Annotated in this window: 15 protein-coding genes; 9 read left to right on the plus strand and 6 right to left on the minus strand. The window is 37.8% G+C overall.

The window, feature by feature from the left end; translation table 11 throughout:
* The first annotated feature begins 182 nt into the window (after positions 1-182).
* The 3 genes from I3259_RS04905 (at position 183) to I3259_RS04915 (ending at position 3,441) form a co-directional block, all read left to right on the plus strand.
* Positions 183-512: a hypothetical protein gene (locus I3259_RS04905; protein WP_238028595.1), complete on the plus strand. Its 330-nt coding sequence runs from the start codon at positions 183-185 to the stop codon at positions 510-512.
* 142 nt (positions 513-654) lie between these two features.
* Entirely contained in the window at positions 655-1,938 is a 1,284-nt protein-coding gene (locus I3259_RS04910; protein ID WP_238028596.1) for a DEAD/DEAH box helicase, read from the plus strand.
* Between the two features lie 186 nt (positions 1,939-2,124).
* The gene (locus I3259_RS04915) at positions 2,125-3,441 is read left to right on the plus strand and encodes a GGDEF domain-containing protein (protein ID WP_238028597.1); all 1,317 of its coding nucleotides are present in this window, start codon (positions 2,125-2,127) and stop codon (positions 3,439-3,441) included.
* 64 nt (positions 3,442-3,505) lie between these two features.
* On the opposite strand, the gene I3259_RS04920 is transcribed toward I3259_RS04915, so the two are convergent.
* The 4 genes from I3259_RS04920 to I3259_RS04935 form a co-directional block, all read right to left on the minus strand.
* Positions 3,506-4,918, minus strand: a complete 1,413-nt coding sequence (locus tag I3259_RS04920) for a basic amino acid/polyamine antiporter (protein ID WP_238028598.1) — start codon at positions 4,916-4,918, stop codon at positions 3,506-3,508.
* A gap of 200 nt (positions 4,919-5,118) precedes the next feature.
* Positions 5,119-5,580, minus strand: coding sequence for a SulA-like leucine-rich domain-containing protein (locus I3259_RS04925; RefSeq protein WP_238028599.1), 462 nt, complete (start codon positions 5,578-5,580; stop codon positions 5,119-5,121).
* A gap of 654 nt (positions 5,581-6,234) precedes the next feature.
* The gene (locus I3259_RS04930) at positions 6,235-6,387 is read right to left on the minus strand and encodes a hypothetical protein (protein ID WP_238028600.1); all 153 of its coding nucleotides are present in this window, start codon (positions 6,385-6,387) and stop codon (positions 6,235-6,237) included.
* Between the two features lie 147 nt (positions 6,388-6,534).
* Positions 6,535-7,254, minus strand: coding sequence for a sulfite exporter TauE/SafE family protein (locus tag I3259_RS04935; RefSeq protein WP_238028601.1), 720 nt, complete (start codon positions 7,252-7,254; stop codon positions 6,535-6,537).
* Between the two features lie 201 nt (positions 7,255-7,455).
* Here I3259_RS04935 and bla point away from each other — a divergent pair, with 201 nt between their 5' ends.
* The 3 genes from bla (at position 7,456) to I3259_RS04950 (ending at position 11,450) form a co-directional block, all read left to right on the plus strand.
* Positions 7,456-8,343, plus strand: a complete 888-nt coding sequence (gene bla, locus I3259_RS04940) for a class A beta-lactamase (protein ID WP_238028602.1) — start codon at positions 7,456-7,458, stop codon at positions 8,341-8,343.
* Between the two features lie 152 nt (positions 8,344-8,495).
* Positions 8,496-9,038 carry a prepilin-type N-terminal cleavage/methylation domain-containing protein gene (locus I3259_RS04945; protein ID WP_238028603.1) on the plus strand — a complete coding sequence of 181 codons (543 nt, stop codon included), beginning with the start codon at positions 8,496-8,498 and terminating at the stop codon, positions 9,036-9,038.
* A gap of 216 nt (positions 9,039-9,254) precedes the next feature.
* Positions 9,255-11,450 (plus strand): EAL domain-containing protein, encoded by a 2,196-nt coding sequence (locus I3259_RS04950; RefSeq protein ID WP_238028604.1) that lies wholly within the window; start codon positions 9,255-9,257, stop codon positions 11,448-11,450.
* A 97-nt stretch (positions 11,451-11,547) separates the two neighbouring features.
* On the opposite strand, the gene I3259_RS04955 is transcribed toward I3259_RS04950, so the two are convergent.
* Positions 11,548-12,411: a MurR/RpiR family transcriptional regulator gene (locus I3259_RS04955; RefSeq protein ID WP_238028605.1), complete on the minus strand. Its 864-nt coding sequence runs from the start codon at positions 12,409-12,411 to the stop codon at positions 11,548-11,550.
* 27 nt (positions 12,412-12,438) lie between these two features.
* The gene (locus I3259_RS04960) at positions 12,439-13,710 is read right to left on the minus strand and encodes an amino acid deaminase (RefSeq protein WP_238028606.1); all 1,272 of its coding nucleotides are present in this window, start codon (positions 13,708-13,710) and stop codon (positions 12,439-12,441) included.
* 176 nt (positions 13,711-13,886) lie between these two features.
* Between I3259_RS04960 and I3259_RS04965 the strand changes: the two genes are divergently transcribed.
* From I3259_RS04965 to I3259_RS04975, 3 genes are all read left to right on the plus strand, one after another.
* On the plus strand, positions 13,887-15,329 hold the full coding sequence (locus I3259_RS04965) for a D-aminoacylase (RefSeq protein ID WP_238028607.1): 1,443 nt from the start codon (positions 13,887-13,889) through the stop codon (positions 15,327-15,329).
* A gap of 52 nt (positions 15,330-15,381) precedes the next feature.
* Positions 15,382-15,774, plus strand: a complete 393-nt coding sequence (locus tag I3259_RS04970; RefSeq protein WP_005368015.1) for a RidA family protein — start codon at positions 15,382-15,384, stop codon at positions 15,772-15,774.
* 100 nt (positions 15,775-15,874) lie between these two features.
* Complete coding sequence (locus I3259_RS04975) at positions 15,875-16,825, plus strand: sugar kinase (RefSeq protein ID WP_238028693.1); 951 nt, start codon at positions 15,875-15,877, stop codon at positions 16,823-16,825.
* Positions 16,826-16,981 lie beyond the last annotated feature (156 nt).

Raw genomic sequence — 16,981 nt, forward strand, 5'->3', positions numbered from 1 at the left:
ATTAAATACACTTGGATTTTTACACATCTATAGGATCGTTCAACTGATCATTTTTGTCTTAACTGATCGGCATTAGCTCTTATAGAGCTCTTTTTTGTTAAACGAGCCTCATAATTTTACCTCTGTTTAAAATTCTTATTTTTAAATTGCTAGTATGGATATACATCAATAAGGAAACGAATATGGACATTGCAGAGCTTGAGCAGGAATTAAAAAAAATCTCGCAGCCTTATGAGATAAAATCTTATGGTTTAGACATTAAGTTTGGCTTTCTCTTAGGCAGTTTTTCAGTGTATTACGATAAGAAACGCGACGATTTACGATTTGGCTCGCCACTGAGGTGGATATTATATCTAATTTCATTCAGTGCATTAGGCTATCTTATGATGAGCTTCGACTATTCTCCACTGGGAGCATCTCTACTGTTTATCACTGTGATTATAAATTTTGTTTTTGCCGTTATCAGAGAACTGCGAATTTATAGACTACAAAAACGGCTCTATATCCAATAACATCCTTTCTTTAAATCTGCATTATTGATGATTTTTATATATTGTTTCAATTGATAAAAGATCGCTTATTTCCTTTTATGGTAGACTCACGGCTCTTACTTGTATCGAAAGTTATAAGTGTTTTTACTGTTAGGAAATCATTATGTCGTTTCAATCCCTAAACCTTCATCCCAATTTGTTAAAAGCATTGACTGAATTAGGTTATTCAACACCTACAGATGTGCAGCAACAAGCAATTCCATTGGCATTGAAAGGTGACGATGTAATGGCAGGTGCACAAACTGGCACAGGTAAAACAGCAGCATTTGCACTTCCACTATTACAACGCTTAATGACTTTACCATCGCAAGCTGAGCAGGTATCGACAGCGGTCGAAAATAATCAAAAATTACGTAATAAAATTCGTGCTTTAATTTTGACTCCAACACGAGAATTAGCTCAACAAGTATTTGATAGTATTACAACGTATGCCAAATATACCGAGTTAAAAGTGGCGGTTGCTTATGGCGGTACGAGTATGAATGTACAAGTTAAAGCCTTAAATGCAGGCGCTGAAATTTTAGTCGCGACACCTGGACGTTTACTTGATCACGTCTTTAATGGTTCTGTCTCTCTATCTGAAGTTGAAACGTTTGTATTAGATGAAGCCGATCGTATGTTAGACATGGGTTTCATTGTTGATATTCAACGTATTATGAAGCGAATGCCGCCTGAGCGTCAGACATTATTTTTCTCTGCTACTTTTTCAAAGCAAGTTAAAAAGCTAGCATTTGATATTCTCACCAACCCTAAAATGGTAGAAGTGACGCCAGCAAATACTGCTGCGGAAACCGTTGAACAAATGGTTTATCCTGTTGATAAACATCGTAAAGCTGAATTACTTGCGTATTTAATTGGTTCTCGTAATTGGCGACAGGTACTGGTTTTCACCAAAACTAAGCAGGGCTCTGATCAGTTAGCAAAAGATTTGGGTCTAGATGGTATTAAAGCATCATCGATCAATGGTGACAAAAGCCAAGGTGCGCGCCAACGTGCATTAGATGATTTCAAATCAGGTAAGACTCGTGTATTAGTCGCGACTGATGTTGCTGCCAGAGGTTTGGATATTGAGCAACTCGAATATGTGGTCAACTTTGATATGCCCTTTAAAGCGGAAGATTATGTTCACCGTATTGGTCGTACAGGTCGAGCAGGGATGACAGGACATGCGATTACTTTGATGAGCCTTGATGAAGAATGGGCATTAAAAGCGATTGAAGATTTATTAGATAGCCGTCTACCACAGCAATGGCTTGAAGGTTATGAGCCTAATCCTGCATTAATAGAAACTCAATCTGTTCATCGTGGTGCGGCAGCCGAAAAGCGACGAGCAAAGTCGAAAAGCAAAATCCATCAGAACAGAGGTAAGCATAGAAGTCGTCGATAATATACGCTTAAACGATAATGATAAAATCAAGATAACCTATTGTTTTATTAGTGTTAATTTTAGGCGTTAAAAGTATAATAAGGTTTGCAGATTGACGATTATCTTATTGTTATTATCGTTGAGCTTTGCTAGTTTCACTATTAACTTACATGCATATTTTTTGCTTTATTTGTCTTTGAGGTTTTCATGGCAGGTTTAACAAAACCAGTCCGTTATACTGTATTCTTTCTTGTTATTTTTACTTGTATTGTTTACGTGTGGTTTATGCTTGGCGGTGCAAAGAAAGAGTACATTGTTACTCCTGTGAATAGCACATACCGAATTATTGATGATACTGCACAAAATGGTGCAACTGAGGCGTCTTTAAAGATAGATAGAAACGGTGCATTGCTTGAATGTAAAATAGTTAATAAAGCACAATGGCCTTTTTGTGAGATTGCAATTTCACTGACTGACTCAGTTGATAAAGGCATTGATCTTAGTGATTATGATCATGTTGGAATTGATATTGATTATGACAGTCCTCTAGAGGGAGAAAGAGTACGTATTTATTTACGTAATTTTGATCCAGCTTATGCGAAGCTATCAGATCCAATTTCATTAAAGTTTAATGCGATTGAGTATGCGCCTGGAGAAGATAAAGGGTTAACTATGTTTCCTCTTCGCTCTTTTCAAGTTTTATCATGGTGGATAGCAGATTATGAAGTGCCTGTTGATAAATCCAATAGGCAATTTGATAATATCTCCGTTATTGAAGTTGCTACAGGCAGCTATGTTAAAGAAGCTAATTATACGATTAAGCTAAAGAAGCTTATTTTTTATGGTGAAAGGATCAGTGAACAAGCGCTAGTTAAATTATTGCTATCACTGTGGGTGATAACAGCGATATTTTTTATCATTATTGATCGTATTTATCTAAGAAAAAAGATTAAAGAAACGGAAGAACGTACACAACGTTTACGTGACGCTAACCGTGCTTTGTACGAGAAAAGTTTGGTGTTTGAAGAGCTAGCATTCACGGATCCCTTGACGCGAACCCGTAATAGACATGAAATTAATGAGTGGTTAGCAGAAGTTACAACACACTCAATTGTTAACAATATTTCTTTTTCAATGATATTTATCGATATCGACCACTTTAAACAAGTGAATGACAAGTATGGTCATCGATTAGGTGATGAAGTATTAAGACGATTTGCAAGTTTGATCAATAAACGTGTACGAAAATCTGATGTTTTTGCTCGTTGGGGAGGGGAAGAGTTTGTGATTTTCTGCCCAGCAACACCTTTAGGTGCTACAGCTGAACTCGCTGAATCGATACGTGAATGTATTGATAATGCAGTATGGGATAACGGGATGAAAATAACGTGTAGTCTAGGTGTCGCCGAGCTTGAAAATGAAGATTATAGCCATTTTATTGAGCGCGCTGATAAGGCACTAATGAAAGCAAAAGAGCGTGGAAGAAATCGCGTTGAGATCGCTTGGAACGAGCGACAATTATAAGTTAATTAGATGATGTAAAAAAGCCGTGTTGATACTATCAACACGGCTTTTTCTTTGGTTACAATTAGATGACTAATTTTCCTGTGGCAAGTAAGTAGATGCCGAATGCTGAGATAGTAATAAGGAATGCGACAAAATAGATTTCTTTACCAACAAAAATAGGTTTATTTTGTTCTCGTTTCGCTTTAATAAAGAAAAATAGGCCAGGTAAATACAAAATTGCAGATAATAGCAAATGATGTAAACCAGATGCATATAGAAGCCAAATACCGTATACCGTTGCAAAAATACCAACCCAAAGTAAAGCACCTCTATTTTTTGTTTTTATCGCTAATTTTAGGGTGTAAGCAGCGACTAAAAAGTAGGGGATTAAAATCATTTCAGAAGCAATGATTAAAATACTGTTGTAGGTTCCGCCAGCAAAAGTCACTGCAAATAAAGAGACTTGAATACAAATAGTTGTTAGGTTTAATGCCGTAACAGCAGTGCCGGCGTCATTTTGCTTCTTATAAATTTTAGGAAATACATTGTTATTAGCTGCAAGGAATGGTGCTTCCGTTGCCAAAACCGTCCAACTAAGAAAAGCACCACAAACTGAAATTAATAGCCCACAACCGATTAATACAGCCCCCCATGGGCCAAGGATGTGTTCTAACACTTTAGCCATAGATGGGTTTTGTAACTTCGCGAGTTCTGGTGTACTGATTACACCCATAGAAAGAAGTGTGACAAAAATATAGATAATAAGAGCGGTTAATAGGCCGAGAATAGTTGCTCGACCGATATCTTTACGTTCTCTAGCACGTGATGAAACGACAACAGCACCTTCAACACCAATAAATACCCATACCGTAATCAACATAGTAGACTTAACTTGCTCAAGTAGACCATGTTTTGGACCAAATTCAATACCAGTAAAATCAAAAATGAACGTGTGCCACTTGAAGGCAAGCATGGTAAAGAAGATAAATAAGAAGAGTGGTACTAATTTAGCAATGGTTGTTACCATATTAATAGTCGCTGCTGTTTTAACACCACGTAAAATTAAGAAGTAGACTAACCATAAAACAATAGAAGCACCAGTAATCGACTGCCAAGTATTCCCTAAACCAAAAATTACATCATTTGGCTTATCAAAAAACATGCCTAATGTACTAAATACAATGACTAAATAGGAAACATTCGCAAGCATTGCGCTAAGCCAATAGCCCCAAGCGGAACAAAATCCTATATAATCACCGAAGCCTGCTTGTGCGTAACCAAATACACCACTATTGATTTCAGGCTTTAATAGAGAAAGATATTGAAATGATAGAGCAAGAAAGATCATGCCAATACCGGTGATCATCCATCCAATCATTACAGCTGCTGGACTTGCAACCAGTGCCATATTCTGAGGAAGGCTAAACACGCCGGCACCAATCATTGAGCCGATCACGAGTGCTGTTAGCGCTCCTAATCCAAGCTTATTATCCATGTTTTAACCTAATCTTTATTTATTATATAAATAAGATTATATGGGCTTTTTTAACATCTAAAAACTATTATCGTAATAAAACCGTTGAGTTGTATGTTTATTTGGCATAAATAAGATTTTTTATTGAATTTTTTAACGTTAATTCTGTAAAAACATACAAATTTAACCATTATTTAATTACGATATTGGATTACACCAGCTTAATGTACGGTTAAATGAGTTGTTATTGTTTTGTTTAATACAAACGCCATTGCCTTTCCGTTTATAGCTGCAGAATTCATAAGGGGAGTATCAAATTGTTCTATTTCTCCTGCAACAATAACGGCACTGCAATTTCCCATCTCTAAAGCCTTAACCATCAAATTATGTTTACTTTGATGAGCCGGTGTTTTTAACAACAAAACTTTGTTGATGTTGATTCCAGCATTTTCCAATAATGATTTATCGATTAATGCGTCATAACCAATAAACATAATCCAACGATTTTCACTATTGGCCTTTTTTAATAGTCGTAAGAAATACGCTAGTTGAGTTTGCTGCTCTGCACTATAACTCACTTCAATTGGGTGTCCGACCGCAGCTGAAAATGGTTGCTGGGCTGAATCTGCTGCAAATGTTGATTTGTAAACTTGTGAAGCAGTAATTGATGTGTGGTAGTTCATTAGTGCTTTCCTCGACCAGTGGTTATATATACATACTGTATGTGTATACAGTAGTTTTATTTGCCGAGTGATGCAAGAACTTTTTGTATTTAATTCTATCTATAAGTGTAAATTTAAATAGGCATTAAAAAGGTCGGTTTTTTGTGTAACTTATTGTATCTATAGTTTTTTATTTTAGGTTTTATTATGATTACAATGAAGGTCGAGTTCATTGGTAACAAAGAAAACAATTACATTTAAAAGAGTAGAAGGTGATCACAAGCTGTTTATACAGGTGCGCTTGATATTGTGTATTTAAAGAAAAGATATTGATTATAGAAGAATGCTCTGTACGCTTATTGTACTATTCAGTTTGTGTGAGATTTGAACGTTCTTGTTTTCGGTGTTTACTGGGGGTAATAAGGCATTTATAAAAATTCGATAAATCAGGTTGTTGACTTATTTGAAATATGAATATCAAAGAAAACAGAGTTTATTAATGGTTTAATCAAAGGCTCACGTTGTTTGGCAGACCTTTGATAGCCTTGATGAAATGTTAGAAATACCCACTTGTGGCGTGTGAAATAAGTGGTGTTGTATGCATTATGATAGTAAGAGATATAAAAAAGCGCCTAAAAATTAGACGCTATTTTATTAGATATTAGTCAAAAATTTTTATACGCAATAAGCAACAACTGCTTTTTCGTAAGTAAAGCCAGAGTCATTTTCAACCCAGCATTCAATGCAACGACCTTCAATATCATCTGTTGTGATGCAATCTTCAACAATACCGAACTTTCCATTCGTTAAGGCAACAACAATATCCATATTATACCTCGAAATTAATTTACAAAAACCACTGCTTGTTAACGTATTTTTATCAAGTTGTGTTAACTATGGTCAATCTCTTTATTGGGTTTTATTGATGCTTCTAGCAGTAATGTTGGTGTTATGTGATATCGAGTACATATTTTACTAGTAGATGCTTTCATAGATAGCAATAATACCGCAGATTAAACACAAGATAAGAGCAGCATATCTAATTTTTTCCTTCGGTAATGATTGGGTTGTTTTGAGTGCTAACCAATACCCAAGCCATGCACTAGGAATTAGTGGTAGAGTGATCCAAAGCTTATCTAGTGACAGAAAACCGACGGGTATTTGAGCAGTTAAAGAAATAATCGAACTAAAGACAAAGAATGCAGATAGGTTACCACGTAATTGGTTAGCTTCTTGATGCTGTAATAAGATTGCCATTGGTGGTCCACCAATAGCGGAGCTTGTTCCAAATAAACCAGAGAAAAAACCAGCAATAACCATTCTACGCGGCGTCGGCTCAATCCGGTAAGGTAAGACACTTACAACTACGGCAAGTAGTACCAGTAAGCCAATCCATAATGTCAGAACATGCGACGAAACATAAAGGAGTAGAGCCGCACCTGCAATTGAACCTGGAACGCGTCCTAAAATTGCCATTTTTAAGCCACCAATTTCAATACTACTACGATGTTTTAAGGCGTTAAGTAATGAGATAAACAACGCAATAAGGCAAATAGGGGCTGGAACATACTGGGGAGCATAAACAATTAAAAGAGGAGCTGAAACAATAGCTAAACCAAAGCCGATAGCCGTTTGGACATAAGATCCGATAAATATCACTGTGATCGCAAGTAAAGTTGTGGGTTCAATAGTCATTATATTTATGTAGTAGTTTGAATATGGAAGGTTACATAGATTATGTAAATACTAAATCAAATTAATACTAATAATGGGCAAAGTAAAACAGTAAATGAAAATGTGGATAATTAGCCACATTTAATTAACTTTATGTTGCAAATTTTGCTTTTAGTGGATTTTTTTACTGATAAAATGTAGCTGATATTATCAGAGGTATACATGAGTTATTTATTAAAAACAACGTTAAAACACGTTATTGGGTCAGTATTAACAGTCTCTATTTTGAGCTTTTCTAGCATAAGTTTAGCGGAAACTTCGGCAGTTAATTCAGCGATTGAATATGCGAAAAAACAACTAGGGGCAAAAGTTGGCGTTTCTGTATTAGATGGTAAAGGAGAACAGCTGTTTAGCTATAACAGTGATCAACGTTTTCCGTTAATGAGTACTTTTAAAACACTAGCTTGTGCAAAGTTACTACATGATAACCAAATTAATAATGGCATGATGGATAAAGTTTATCCAATCAAGGCTGATGCAATTTTAGAGTATGCGCCAGTATTTAAAGATAAAGTCGGCACTGAGGTATCGTTAAAAGAAGCGTGTTTTGCGACCATGACGACCAGTGATAATTCAGCTGCTAATTTAGTACTAAGTCATATTGGTGGTCCTGCTGGCGTAACGAAATTTTTGATTGATAATGGTGACAACGTAACAAGATTGGATCGTATTGAACCATTACTCAATGAAGCAATACCAGGCGATAAACGTGATACCACAACGCCTTATGCGATGAATAAAACTATTACCAATCTAGTTTTAGGTAATGCTTTAAACGATACCTCAAAACAACAACTGAACGACTGGATGAAAGCGAATAAAGTTTCGAATGGCTTGTTGCGCTCAGTACTGCCAAAAGGTTGGGAGATTGCAGATCGCTCAGGCGCAGGTGGTCATGGCTCACGTGGTATTACTGCTGTGGTATGGAATGAACAACAACAACCGTTAGTGATCAGTATTTATCTAACAGGTACTAAAGCGAGTATTCCTGAGCGTGATAAAGAAATAGCTCAAATTGGTCAGGCCATTTTGCAACAGTTTGGGGCTTAAAAGACCGGAATACAAAAGCACAATGTAATATAAGTTGTGCTTTTTTATTTCTTGATGGTGGTAACGTTTTTTAACGTCATGTTTGCTATTTAATGCTCAATCAATAGGATGTAGAAATATTCCATAATTAATGCACGCAAAGGATAGCTATAGTGAAAATTAGAGGTTTTAGTCTTATTGAACTAGTTATCATCATCGTTATTATTGGAATTATAGCTGTTTTTGTTGCGCCTAAGTTTTTAAATATCAGTAGAGATGCGCGCATTGCTTTATTAAAAGGCGTGAAGTCTTCATTGATGACGTCAAGTGATTTTGTCCATACTCGGGCCACTGTTCTTGGCGTTGAACATGATCCTAATAAGTCAATGATCGATGCTGGTGATGTTAATATAGAAATTGTTATGGGTTATCCAACAGGGCATTGGATGCGTAGTATGCGCTATTTACTGACTCTTAATGATATATCCTATACAAGAGGTCGAAATACTCAATGCCAGTCGGAGTGGTGTGGTTTGGGAAATCAACGCACGGTACCGAGTGGTCAAATCTCACCATTACCAGCAGGGAATACGACACCTAAAGTTGGTAAAATATTTCCTCGTGGTTTTAGTTATAACGACCAATGTGGTGTTTATTTTGTAAATTATTATGATGGAAAACCGCCAGTGGTCGGTATTGAAAGTAAAGATTGTTAATATACTTATTAATATTATTAGATGTATAAATATAATGAGTATTCTCGGTATAATGTCGCGTTGTTAATAATTGAGTTTAATTATTAATAGTAGGTTTTTATGCTTACAATTGCTTACATGTCGATTGCTATTCCTACCTTACACATATCGTTATTTCTCCAATATATAGTATGAACTTTGTTACTATTTACGCCTTCATTTAACTGTGGTGTGTGCATGTTTCGTTCAAAAAAAGCAAATAAACCGTATCAGCAGATACTTGTTTATTTGTTGGTCTTTTTATCTGTTTTAATCAGTTTGTTTTTAACGCGATTATTTTCAATTGAACATGAGTCTTTTTCGATCATGTCGATTGCAAGCGCTGTGATGGTGGTTGTTTTTATCTTTTTTAAATGGCGCATCGTTTACGCAGTAGGATTAAGTGTATTTAGTTATTATTGCTTGTTTGTTGGCAAAGAAATTAATGTAGCATTTGCGATGGCGATATTTACAACAATATTTCCTTTTTTATTTTCACATCTGTTTATCCGTTTATATCAACAATATGAAAATAAAAGCTACAGTATAGTGATCAGCCTTTATTTTGTGGTTATTGGCGTCTTATTGCCGTTATCTACCTACGTCACAGCGATGATCATTAGCTTTTTCGCTGGCTCAGAGCCATTAGCATTTAACTTTATGGCGTATTCCATCTTGGGTGGGATGTTAACGCAACTATCATTAACACCCAGTGTATTGGTCCTATTCTTATTAGTTTTTACAAAATTAGGTTACAAGTCTAAATATCTTGAATATAGCAGTGAAATTCGACAGTCAAAGAATACAGATCCAAGTTATCTTTTATGGCTGTCGACATTCATTATTATCACAGTTGTCGCTATTAGCTATCATAATGCATTAGTCAGTTATTCATTGTGTTTTGTGCTATTGATCTTGGTGATTTTGGGCTTTGGTCGTTTTGGTTTAGTGCAACCCTTGATGATGGCCACTTTTGTCACACTAGTGATGCTGACAGCAAGCCTAGAACGCGCTAATACTATGGGGATGCTGGATGAGCAATTTTATGGCTTGCTGGTGGTGCTAGCCGTGATGCTTTCGTTGTGTTACGCCATTGCACTATCAGTTATTAAGAACTTTGAATTGCTTCGTCAGCAAATCAAATTAGAGAGAATTGATCCATATACAGAGCTGTTTAATATAAAGCAGTTAGAAGAAGATCTTAGTGAGCAACAGCAAGCTGTGATTGTTTATCTTGATTTGATGCCAACGATGTCAAAACTAAGTGAGTTGGGTTATCAAGGTAAAGCACAGTTGATTTTTCAATTAAATAACTACTTAACAGTAAAGAACAAAAATGTGTTCCGCTGTTACCGACCACCATTTTCCATTGGTATTCTTGGCTTTGCGATTTCAGATGAAAATATTGATAGCAAGTTAAATGTTTTAGTATCGCAGTTGAAAAGGTTTCAATTTTACTGGGGGGATACCTCTGTCAGTTTGGTTTCTCCAACCTTACATTGTGCGAAAATCACTCAAGAGGGTGATATCTCAGCGGTTGTTTCTCAGCTGTGTGGTCAACCATCAGCGTTAAACACAAGCATTCATTGGGTTGAAGAGCAAGCGCCTTTAGTTAGTAAAGTAGATATGCTGGAATATATTCAAAATGTATTTAAAAACAATCTTTTTGAGCTTAACTGTCAGCCATATTTAAAACTCAATGGTAAGAAAGAAAAAGGTCATAGCTTTGAAGTATTGCTACGTATTAACCCACAAGATGGAATGACGCAGGTAGTAACGCCAGCAGAGTTCTTCCCAATGATAAATCTGTTTGAATTAGAATCAGAATTGGATCGTTGGGTTGTAACTCATACCTTTAAGCTACTGAATGAACACATTACAGATTGGAAGCATATCGAGAAGTGCGCCATTAACTTAACGGCAAAATCGTTATCATCACCAACATTGGCGAAAGATATTATTCAGTTAGCTGAACGGTATACGATTCCGCTGAAAAGGATCTGTTTTGAGATCACTGAATCTTCAGCGTTGCAGTCAGAAGAGCAGGCGATTGAAACAATTCAATTATTGCGTCGAGCTGGCAGCAAGATTGCGTTGGATGACTTTGGTACAGGCTACGCAAGTTTCTCGTATTTACGTCGCTTACCATTAGATATATTAAAAATTGATGGTGAGTTTATTCGTGATTTACCGGTGTCTGAAACCGATCGCTTGATTGTAGAATCGCTCAGTAATGTTGCTAAAGACATTGGTTTAGAAACGGTTGCTGAGTTTGTAGAAACAGAAGAGCATATCAACTTAGTGAAATTACACGATATCACCTACGCGCAAGGTTATGGTGTTGCTAAACCAAGACCACTCAAAGCCTTCTTAATTGAAATTATGAGAAAATAGTCATAGAAGCTATCGCAAGAAGCTTCATTTACTCCCAATAGTTGAACATCAATTATTGGGGGTATTTTATTAAGGAACATGCCTTCTATATAAAAAATCAATCACCCAGCGGTTGTCTGTCGAGTCCTCCACGATGAGCATCAAGGGCTACTTTTAATCGTCGTAGTTTGTCTCTTGAACGTCGTTTGTTTTTAACCGCAATGGCCATTGATATTACATCAACCAGTGCCAGCATGGCGTAGCGTGAAGCTGATGGTTTATAGATAAAGTCTGTTTCTTGATGTTTAATAGGTAGCACTAAACTGGCCAATTCCGCGAGTGGGGTATTTATCGGGGTAATAGCAATAATTTTTAAGCCATACTCTTTGGCTAACTGCGCGGTTTCAACCACGATTGGCGTGTAACCTGTAGATGAAATCATCACTAAAACATCACTACTTTCGGCGGTTGCGGCTATCATTCGTGATAACAGCCCATCGTTATAAGCTACGACTGGGTAGCCTAATCTAAATAGACGGTGCTGCATTTCTTGCGCAGCAATCGTTGAGCCGCCGCCCATTCCAATAGCAACGACTTGCCGCGCGTTGTGTAACCAGTCTGCAGCGGTATCAATATCTTTTTCGACAATTAAACTGCGGTTTACATCTAACGACTGTTTGATTGATTCATAAATACCTTGATAACCACTTTGATCTGGTGGCTCTAGAATAAATCGCTGACCGACAGATAAGCTTTGCGCGAGTTTAATTTTCATGTCGCGTACGTTCTTACACCCAATCGCTTTAGCAAAGCGAGTAATAGAAGCTTCACTAACATCAGCACCTTGCGCTAATTCGGTAATACTGGCATTTGCTGCACCTTGAATGTCATCCATGATCCATTGTGCGACTTTTTTTTCTGCGTCACGAAGGGCACTAAAACGCTCTGTGATTTGAGAAATAATATCGACGTCTACACTCACATTGTTTTCCTCTGTTAATTAGTACGTTTAAAACCACGTTTTTACCCAGTGAGTGACGCGATCGTTATCATCAGATACTGCGACAGCACGCCATTTATCAAAGGTTAGACAAGGGTGAGAAGTTGAAAAGACTAAGACATCTCCCACTTGCAGGTCGCAATCGCTTGAAACAGAGAGAAATGCATGTTGATCCATCACAGCCGTTGTCTTTACCTGATCAAAAGTAACAGGTTCACCATCACGATAAGCTCTTTCAAGAATAGGTAATCCAGCATCAAAAGCAGCATCACGTTTGCCAAAGCCGACAATCACTTTATTCGGCTCTGGTCGAGAAACCACATACGCCCAAAGCTCCAGTGCAGATGCTAAATCACCACCTAAATTACACGCCATTCCCTGATTTTTTTCAGCACGTTGCATGATTTGATTTTGCGCATCAAGATAAATGCCCGTGTCATGGATGGCATAACAACCGGGACGAATAACAGCCTCTAGCTCTCGATGCTTATTAAAGCATTCAGCAACAACGTCATACCAAGCAGAGCCAGCGCCTGTGACTAATGGTATTTCTTGAATGAGGTGTTCTTGTTGTAATTGGATGGTGATTGCAATAGTTCGATTGAGAAAGTCTCTGACTTGTTGTTCTGCATTATTGCCATGAATAACTCCTTCGTAGACTTCAATACCTCTTAAGTTTAAGTGGGGGCTTTGGTGAATTTGTTGTGCTAACGCCATGATTTCTTGCGCTGTGCGACAACCGCAGCGACCGCCATCAACACCCATCTCAATTAATATATTCAGTTTTTGCTCATGGCTGGCAAAGAAGTCTGCCAAGGCTTCAACATTGCGTTTTGAGTCGACACAACAATAAAAGTCCACATCATAATGTTTGATTAATTGCGAGATGATCATCATGTTTGCGCGACCCACTAATTGATTCGCCATAATGATATTTTTTGCCCCGCTGAGTACGGCTATTTGGGCCTGAGCTGGGCTTGCAATAGTGATACCCCATGCGCCGTGTTCAAGTTGTTGACGGAAAAAGGCTGGTGTCATGGTCGTTTTACCATGGGGAGCCAATTTCACGTTATGGTGATTAGCGAATCGTTGCATCCACTGAAGGTTATTATCCAGTAAAGAGGCTTTGATCACTGCGGCTGGCAGAGCAATCTCTTCATCGATTAGGCTGTAATGCTGTTTTGACTCAGACGTAATAGGCTGAGCTTTTTCACCAAAATCTGGGGTAGTAAAGCAATTATCATGATAGTTTTTATCATACTCAAAGAGATTCTTATCCATGCATCACCTTTTCTAACATAAGTTAAGTTGTTGATACTTATTTTATAAATATTAAAAGGGTAAGTTACGTGTTAGAAACTATCAAACAATTGTTACATTTTTGTGTGTTTTGTCACTGATTATAATCCGATCTTCTTTACTATATTTGCATCTTATAAATTTCGAGCGTGTTCAGTATGCTGTGCGATACCATCATTAAAAAAGCAGTTATTGTTGACGGTACTGGCGCGGCATCGTTCATTGCCGATGTCGCCATATGTCAGGATCGTATTCAAGCGATTGGTCAATTAGATGGTTATGACGCTAAGCAAGTGATTCATGCTGAAGGTTTAGTGCTGTCACCAGGTTTTATTGATGTTCATACCCATGATGATACCAATGTGATCCGTGCTCCTGAGTGTCTTTCTAAAATTAGCCAAGGTGTAACAACCGTGATAGTGGGCAATTGTGGCATTAGTGCGAGCCCGACGATTCTTAAGGGTGAGCCACCGGAGCCCATGAACTTATTGGGTAAGAAAGACGATTTTCAATATTCAACTTTTGGCGATTATGTAAAAGCGGTGCAAGCAGCCGAGCCTGCGGTGAATGTTGCAGCGTTGGTGGGGCATACCACATTACGCAATAACGTCATGGATGATTTGCAACGTACTGCAACAGAATCAGAAATTGAATCTATGCGTGAGAGTTTAACTCAAGCGATGAAGCAAGGTGCATTGGGATTAAGTTCAGGTTTAGCTTACCAAAGTGCAAAAGCAGCAACTGCAGATGAAGTCATGAGGTTGGCAACTGTGCTAAGTCAATATGGTGGTATTTATACAACCCATATGCGTACAGAGTTTGAAGCGATCATAAGTGCGATGGAAGAAGCCTTCGAAACAGGAAAATATGCACAAGTACCTGTGGTTATCTCTCACTTAAAATGTGCAGGGGCTGGCAATTGGGGGCGTACTAAAGAAGTATTAGCATTAATGGATAAAGTCTCAGAGTATCAAGATGTTGCTTGTGATTGTTATCCGTATTCAGCCAGTTCTTCAATGCTTGATTTAAATCAAGTTACGGATGATTTTGATATTTTTATTACTTGGTCAGAACCCAAACCAGAACTAGCAGGTAAAACCCTAAAGGTGATAGCTGAAGAGTTAAATCTTTCGTTAATGGATGCAGCAAAAGCATTACAACCTGCAGGGGCTGTTTATCACTGCATGGATGAAGACGATGTAAAACGAGTTTTAAAATATAAATTGACCATGGTGGGGTCTGATGGTTTACCGAATGATCCGAAGCCACACCCTCGTTTATGGGGAGCCTTTCCGCGAGTATTAGGTCAATACTGCCGTGAAGAGCAGTTATTTTCATTAGAAGAAGCGGTCCATAAAATGACGGGAATGTCGGCTAATCGATATCAATTAAAAGATCGTGGTGAAATAAAAATAGGGGCGTTTGCCGATTTAGTTTTATTTGATCCTGATACCATAAAAGATACCGCCACATTTCAAAATTCAATATCTATTGCTAAGGGTATAGAAAGCGTATTTGTAAATGGACAATTAACATATTCAAATGGCAACGTCAGTGGCAAAAGAAAAGGTGTATTTTTATTTAGAAATAACACCCATTAAAATAATTAAAAAAATATATTTAGATAATAACTAATTACCGGTGGAGAGTAGTATGTCAATCAAACGTTATGGTGTAGAGGGCGGGGTAGGTACTGGAGGTCAACACTTGCCATTTGCTCGTGCAACTGAGGCAGGAGGGTTCCTTTATGTCTCTGGTCAAACACCAATGATTGATGGTGAGGTAGTAGAAGGCGGAATCGTTGACCAGTCTCGTTTAGCGATCCAAAACTGTATCGATATCATGGACGAAGCAGGCTATACCCTTGCTGATGTAATGCATGTAAAAGTCGTGCTTACTGATGCCCGTTATTTCCAATCTTTCAATAAAGTGTTTCGTGAATTTTTTGGTGAACATCCACCAGCACGTATTTGCATGGTGTGTGATTTGGTTGTTGATGTAAAAGTCGAAGTCGATGTGACTTGTTACCGAGAAGACCGCCGTTAATTCCAGATTTAAGGTTTATTTGGAGTGCCTAAATGCCATCTCTTCGATAATTTAGGCACTCTTTTTTTATTTATATAATTACATATCGAGTTTTCAATTGATGCTTAACTCCGCTGAAACCAAAATCGCATTTTTTGGTGAGTGTATGATCGAACTTAGCGGCGATCCTATTCGCAAAGGCTTTGGTGGCGATACATTAAATACTGCGCTTTATCTTTCAAGATTAACTCGCCAACACGCAGTACATGTTTCTTATGCGACAGGGTTAGGTGTCGACACATTATCTCAAGAACTACTGGAAATATGGCGTCAAGAAGGTATCCACACCAATTTGGTTGAAACCTTTGCTCAGCAATTACCCGGTTTATACATGGTGCAAACGGATGAAGTTGGTGAGCGGAGCTTTCTCTATTGGCGAGATAACTCGGCAGCAAAACGCTATTTTTCAACCTCATCACTGAATAAATTAGAAATTGCATTACGAGATCAGCAATATGATTACTTTTACCTGAGCGGTATTAGTCTTGCTATTTTAGACCAAGCAAGCCGCTTGCGACTTAAACACCTGCTTGAAGCTTTTTCGCAAATAGGTGGAAAGATTATCTTTGATAATAACTATCGCCCTAAATTATGGTCGAGCGAAGAAGCGCAATATTGGTATAGCGAAATCTTACCGCTTGTTGATATCGCGTTAATCACAGAAGACGATGATGTATTGGTGTGGGGAGATGATGAAAGCGTTGCTGCTCGTTGTTTACGCATGGGCTGTAACGAAATAGTGATCAAACGAGGCAGTGAACCTTGCCTGCTTATTTGGCGACAAGATAAATATGTTCACCACGCTTATGTCGCGACAGAGCATGTTAGTCATGTGATTGATACTTGTGCTGCAGGTGACTCTTTTGCTGCGGGTTATTTAGCTGGACGAGTTACAGGCAAAAGTTATCAAGACTCAGCAACGTTAGGGCATGCTTTAGCAGCAATTGTGATCCAACATTCAGGCGCGATTATCCCCGAAAATGCAATGAAACATTTAACGTTACCCTCATAAAGTGCATAGCGTTGTTCTTTTGAATACGAGAAGTGATTGAGTCAGTGGCTGAATATTTCAGACGCTGACTGATATTGGTGAAAACAACATTGTGAGTTAATTGCCTAAAATGCAATACGTTTTCAGTTGTACAATATAATAAATAGCAGGTTATAA

Origin of the sequence: Photobacterium sp. Ph5 (assembly GCF_022129445.1) — a bacterium.
Classification (GTDB): domain Bacteria; phylum Pseudomonadota; class Gammaproteobacteria; order Enterobacterales; family Vibrionaceae; genus Photobacterium.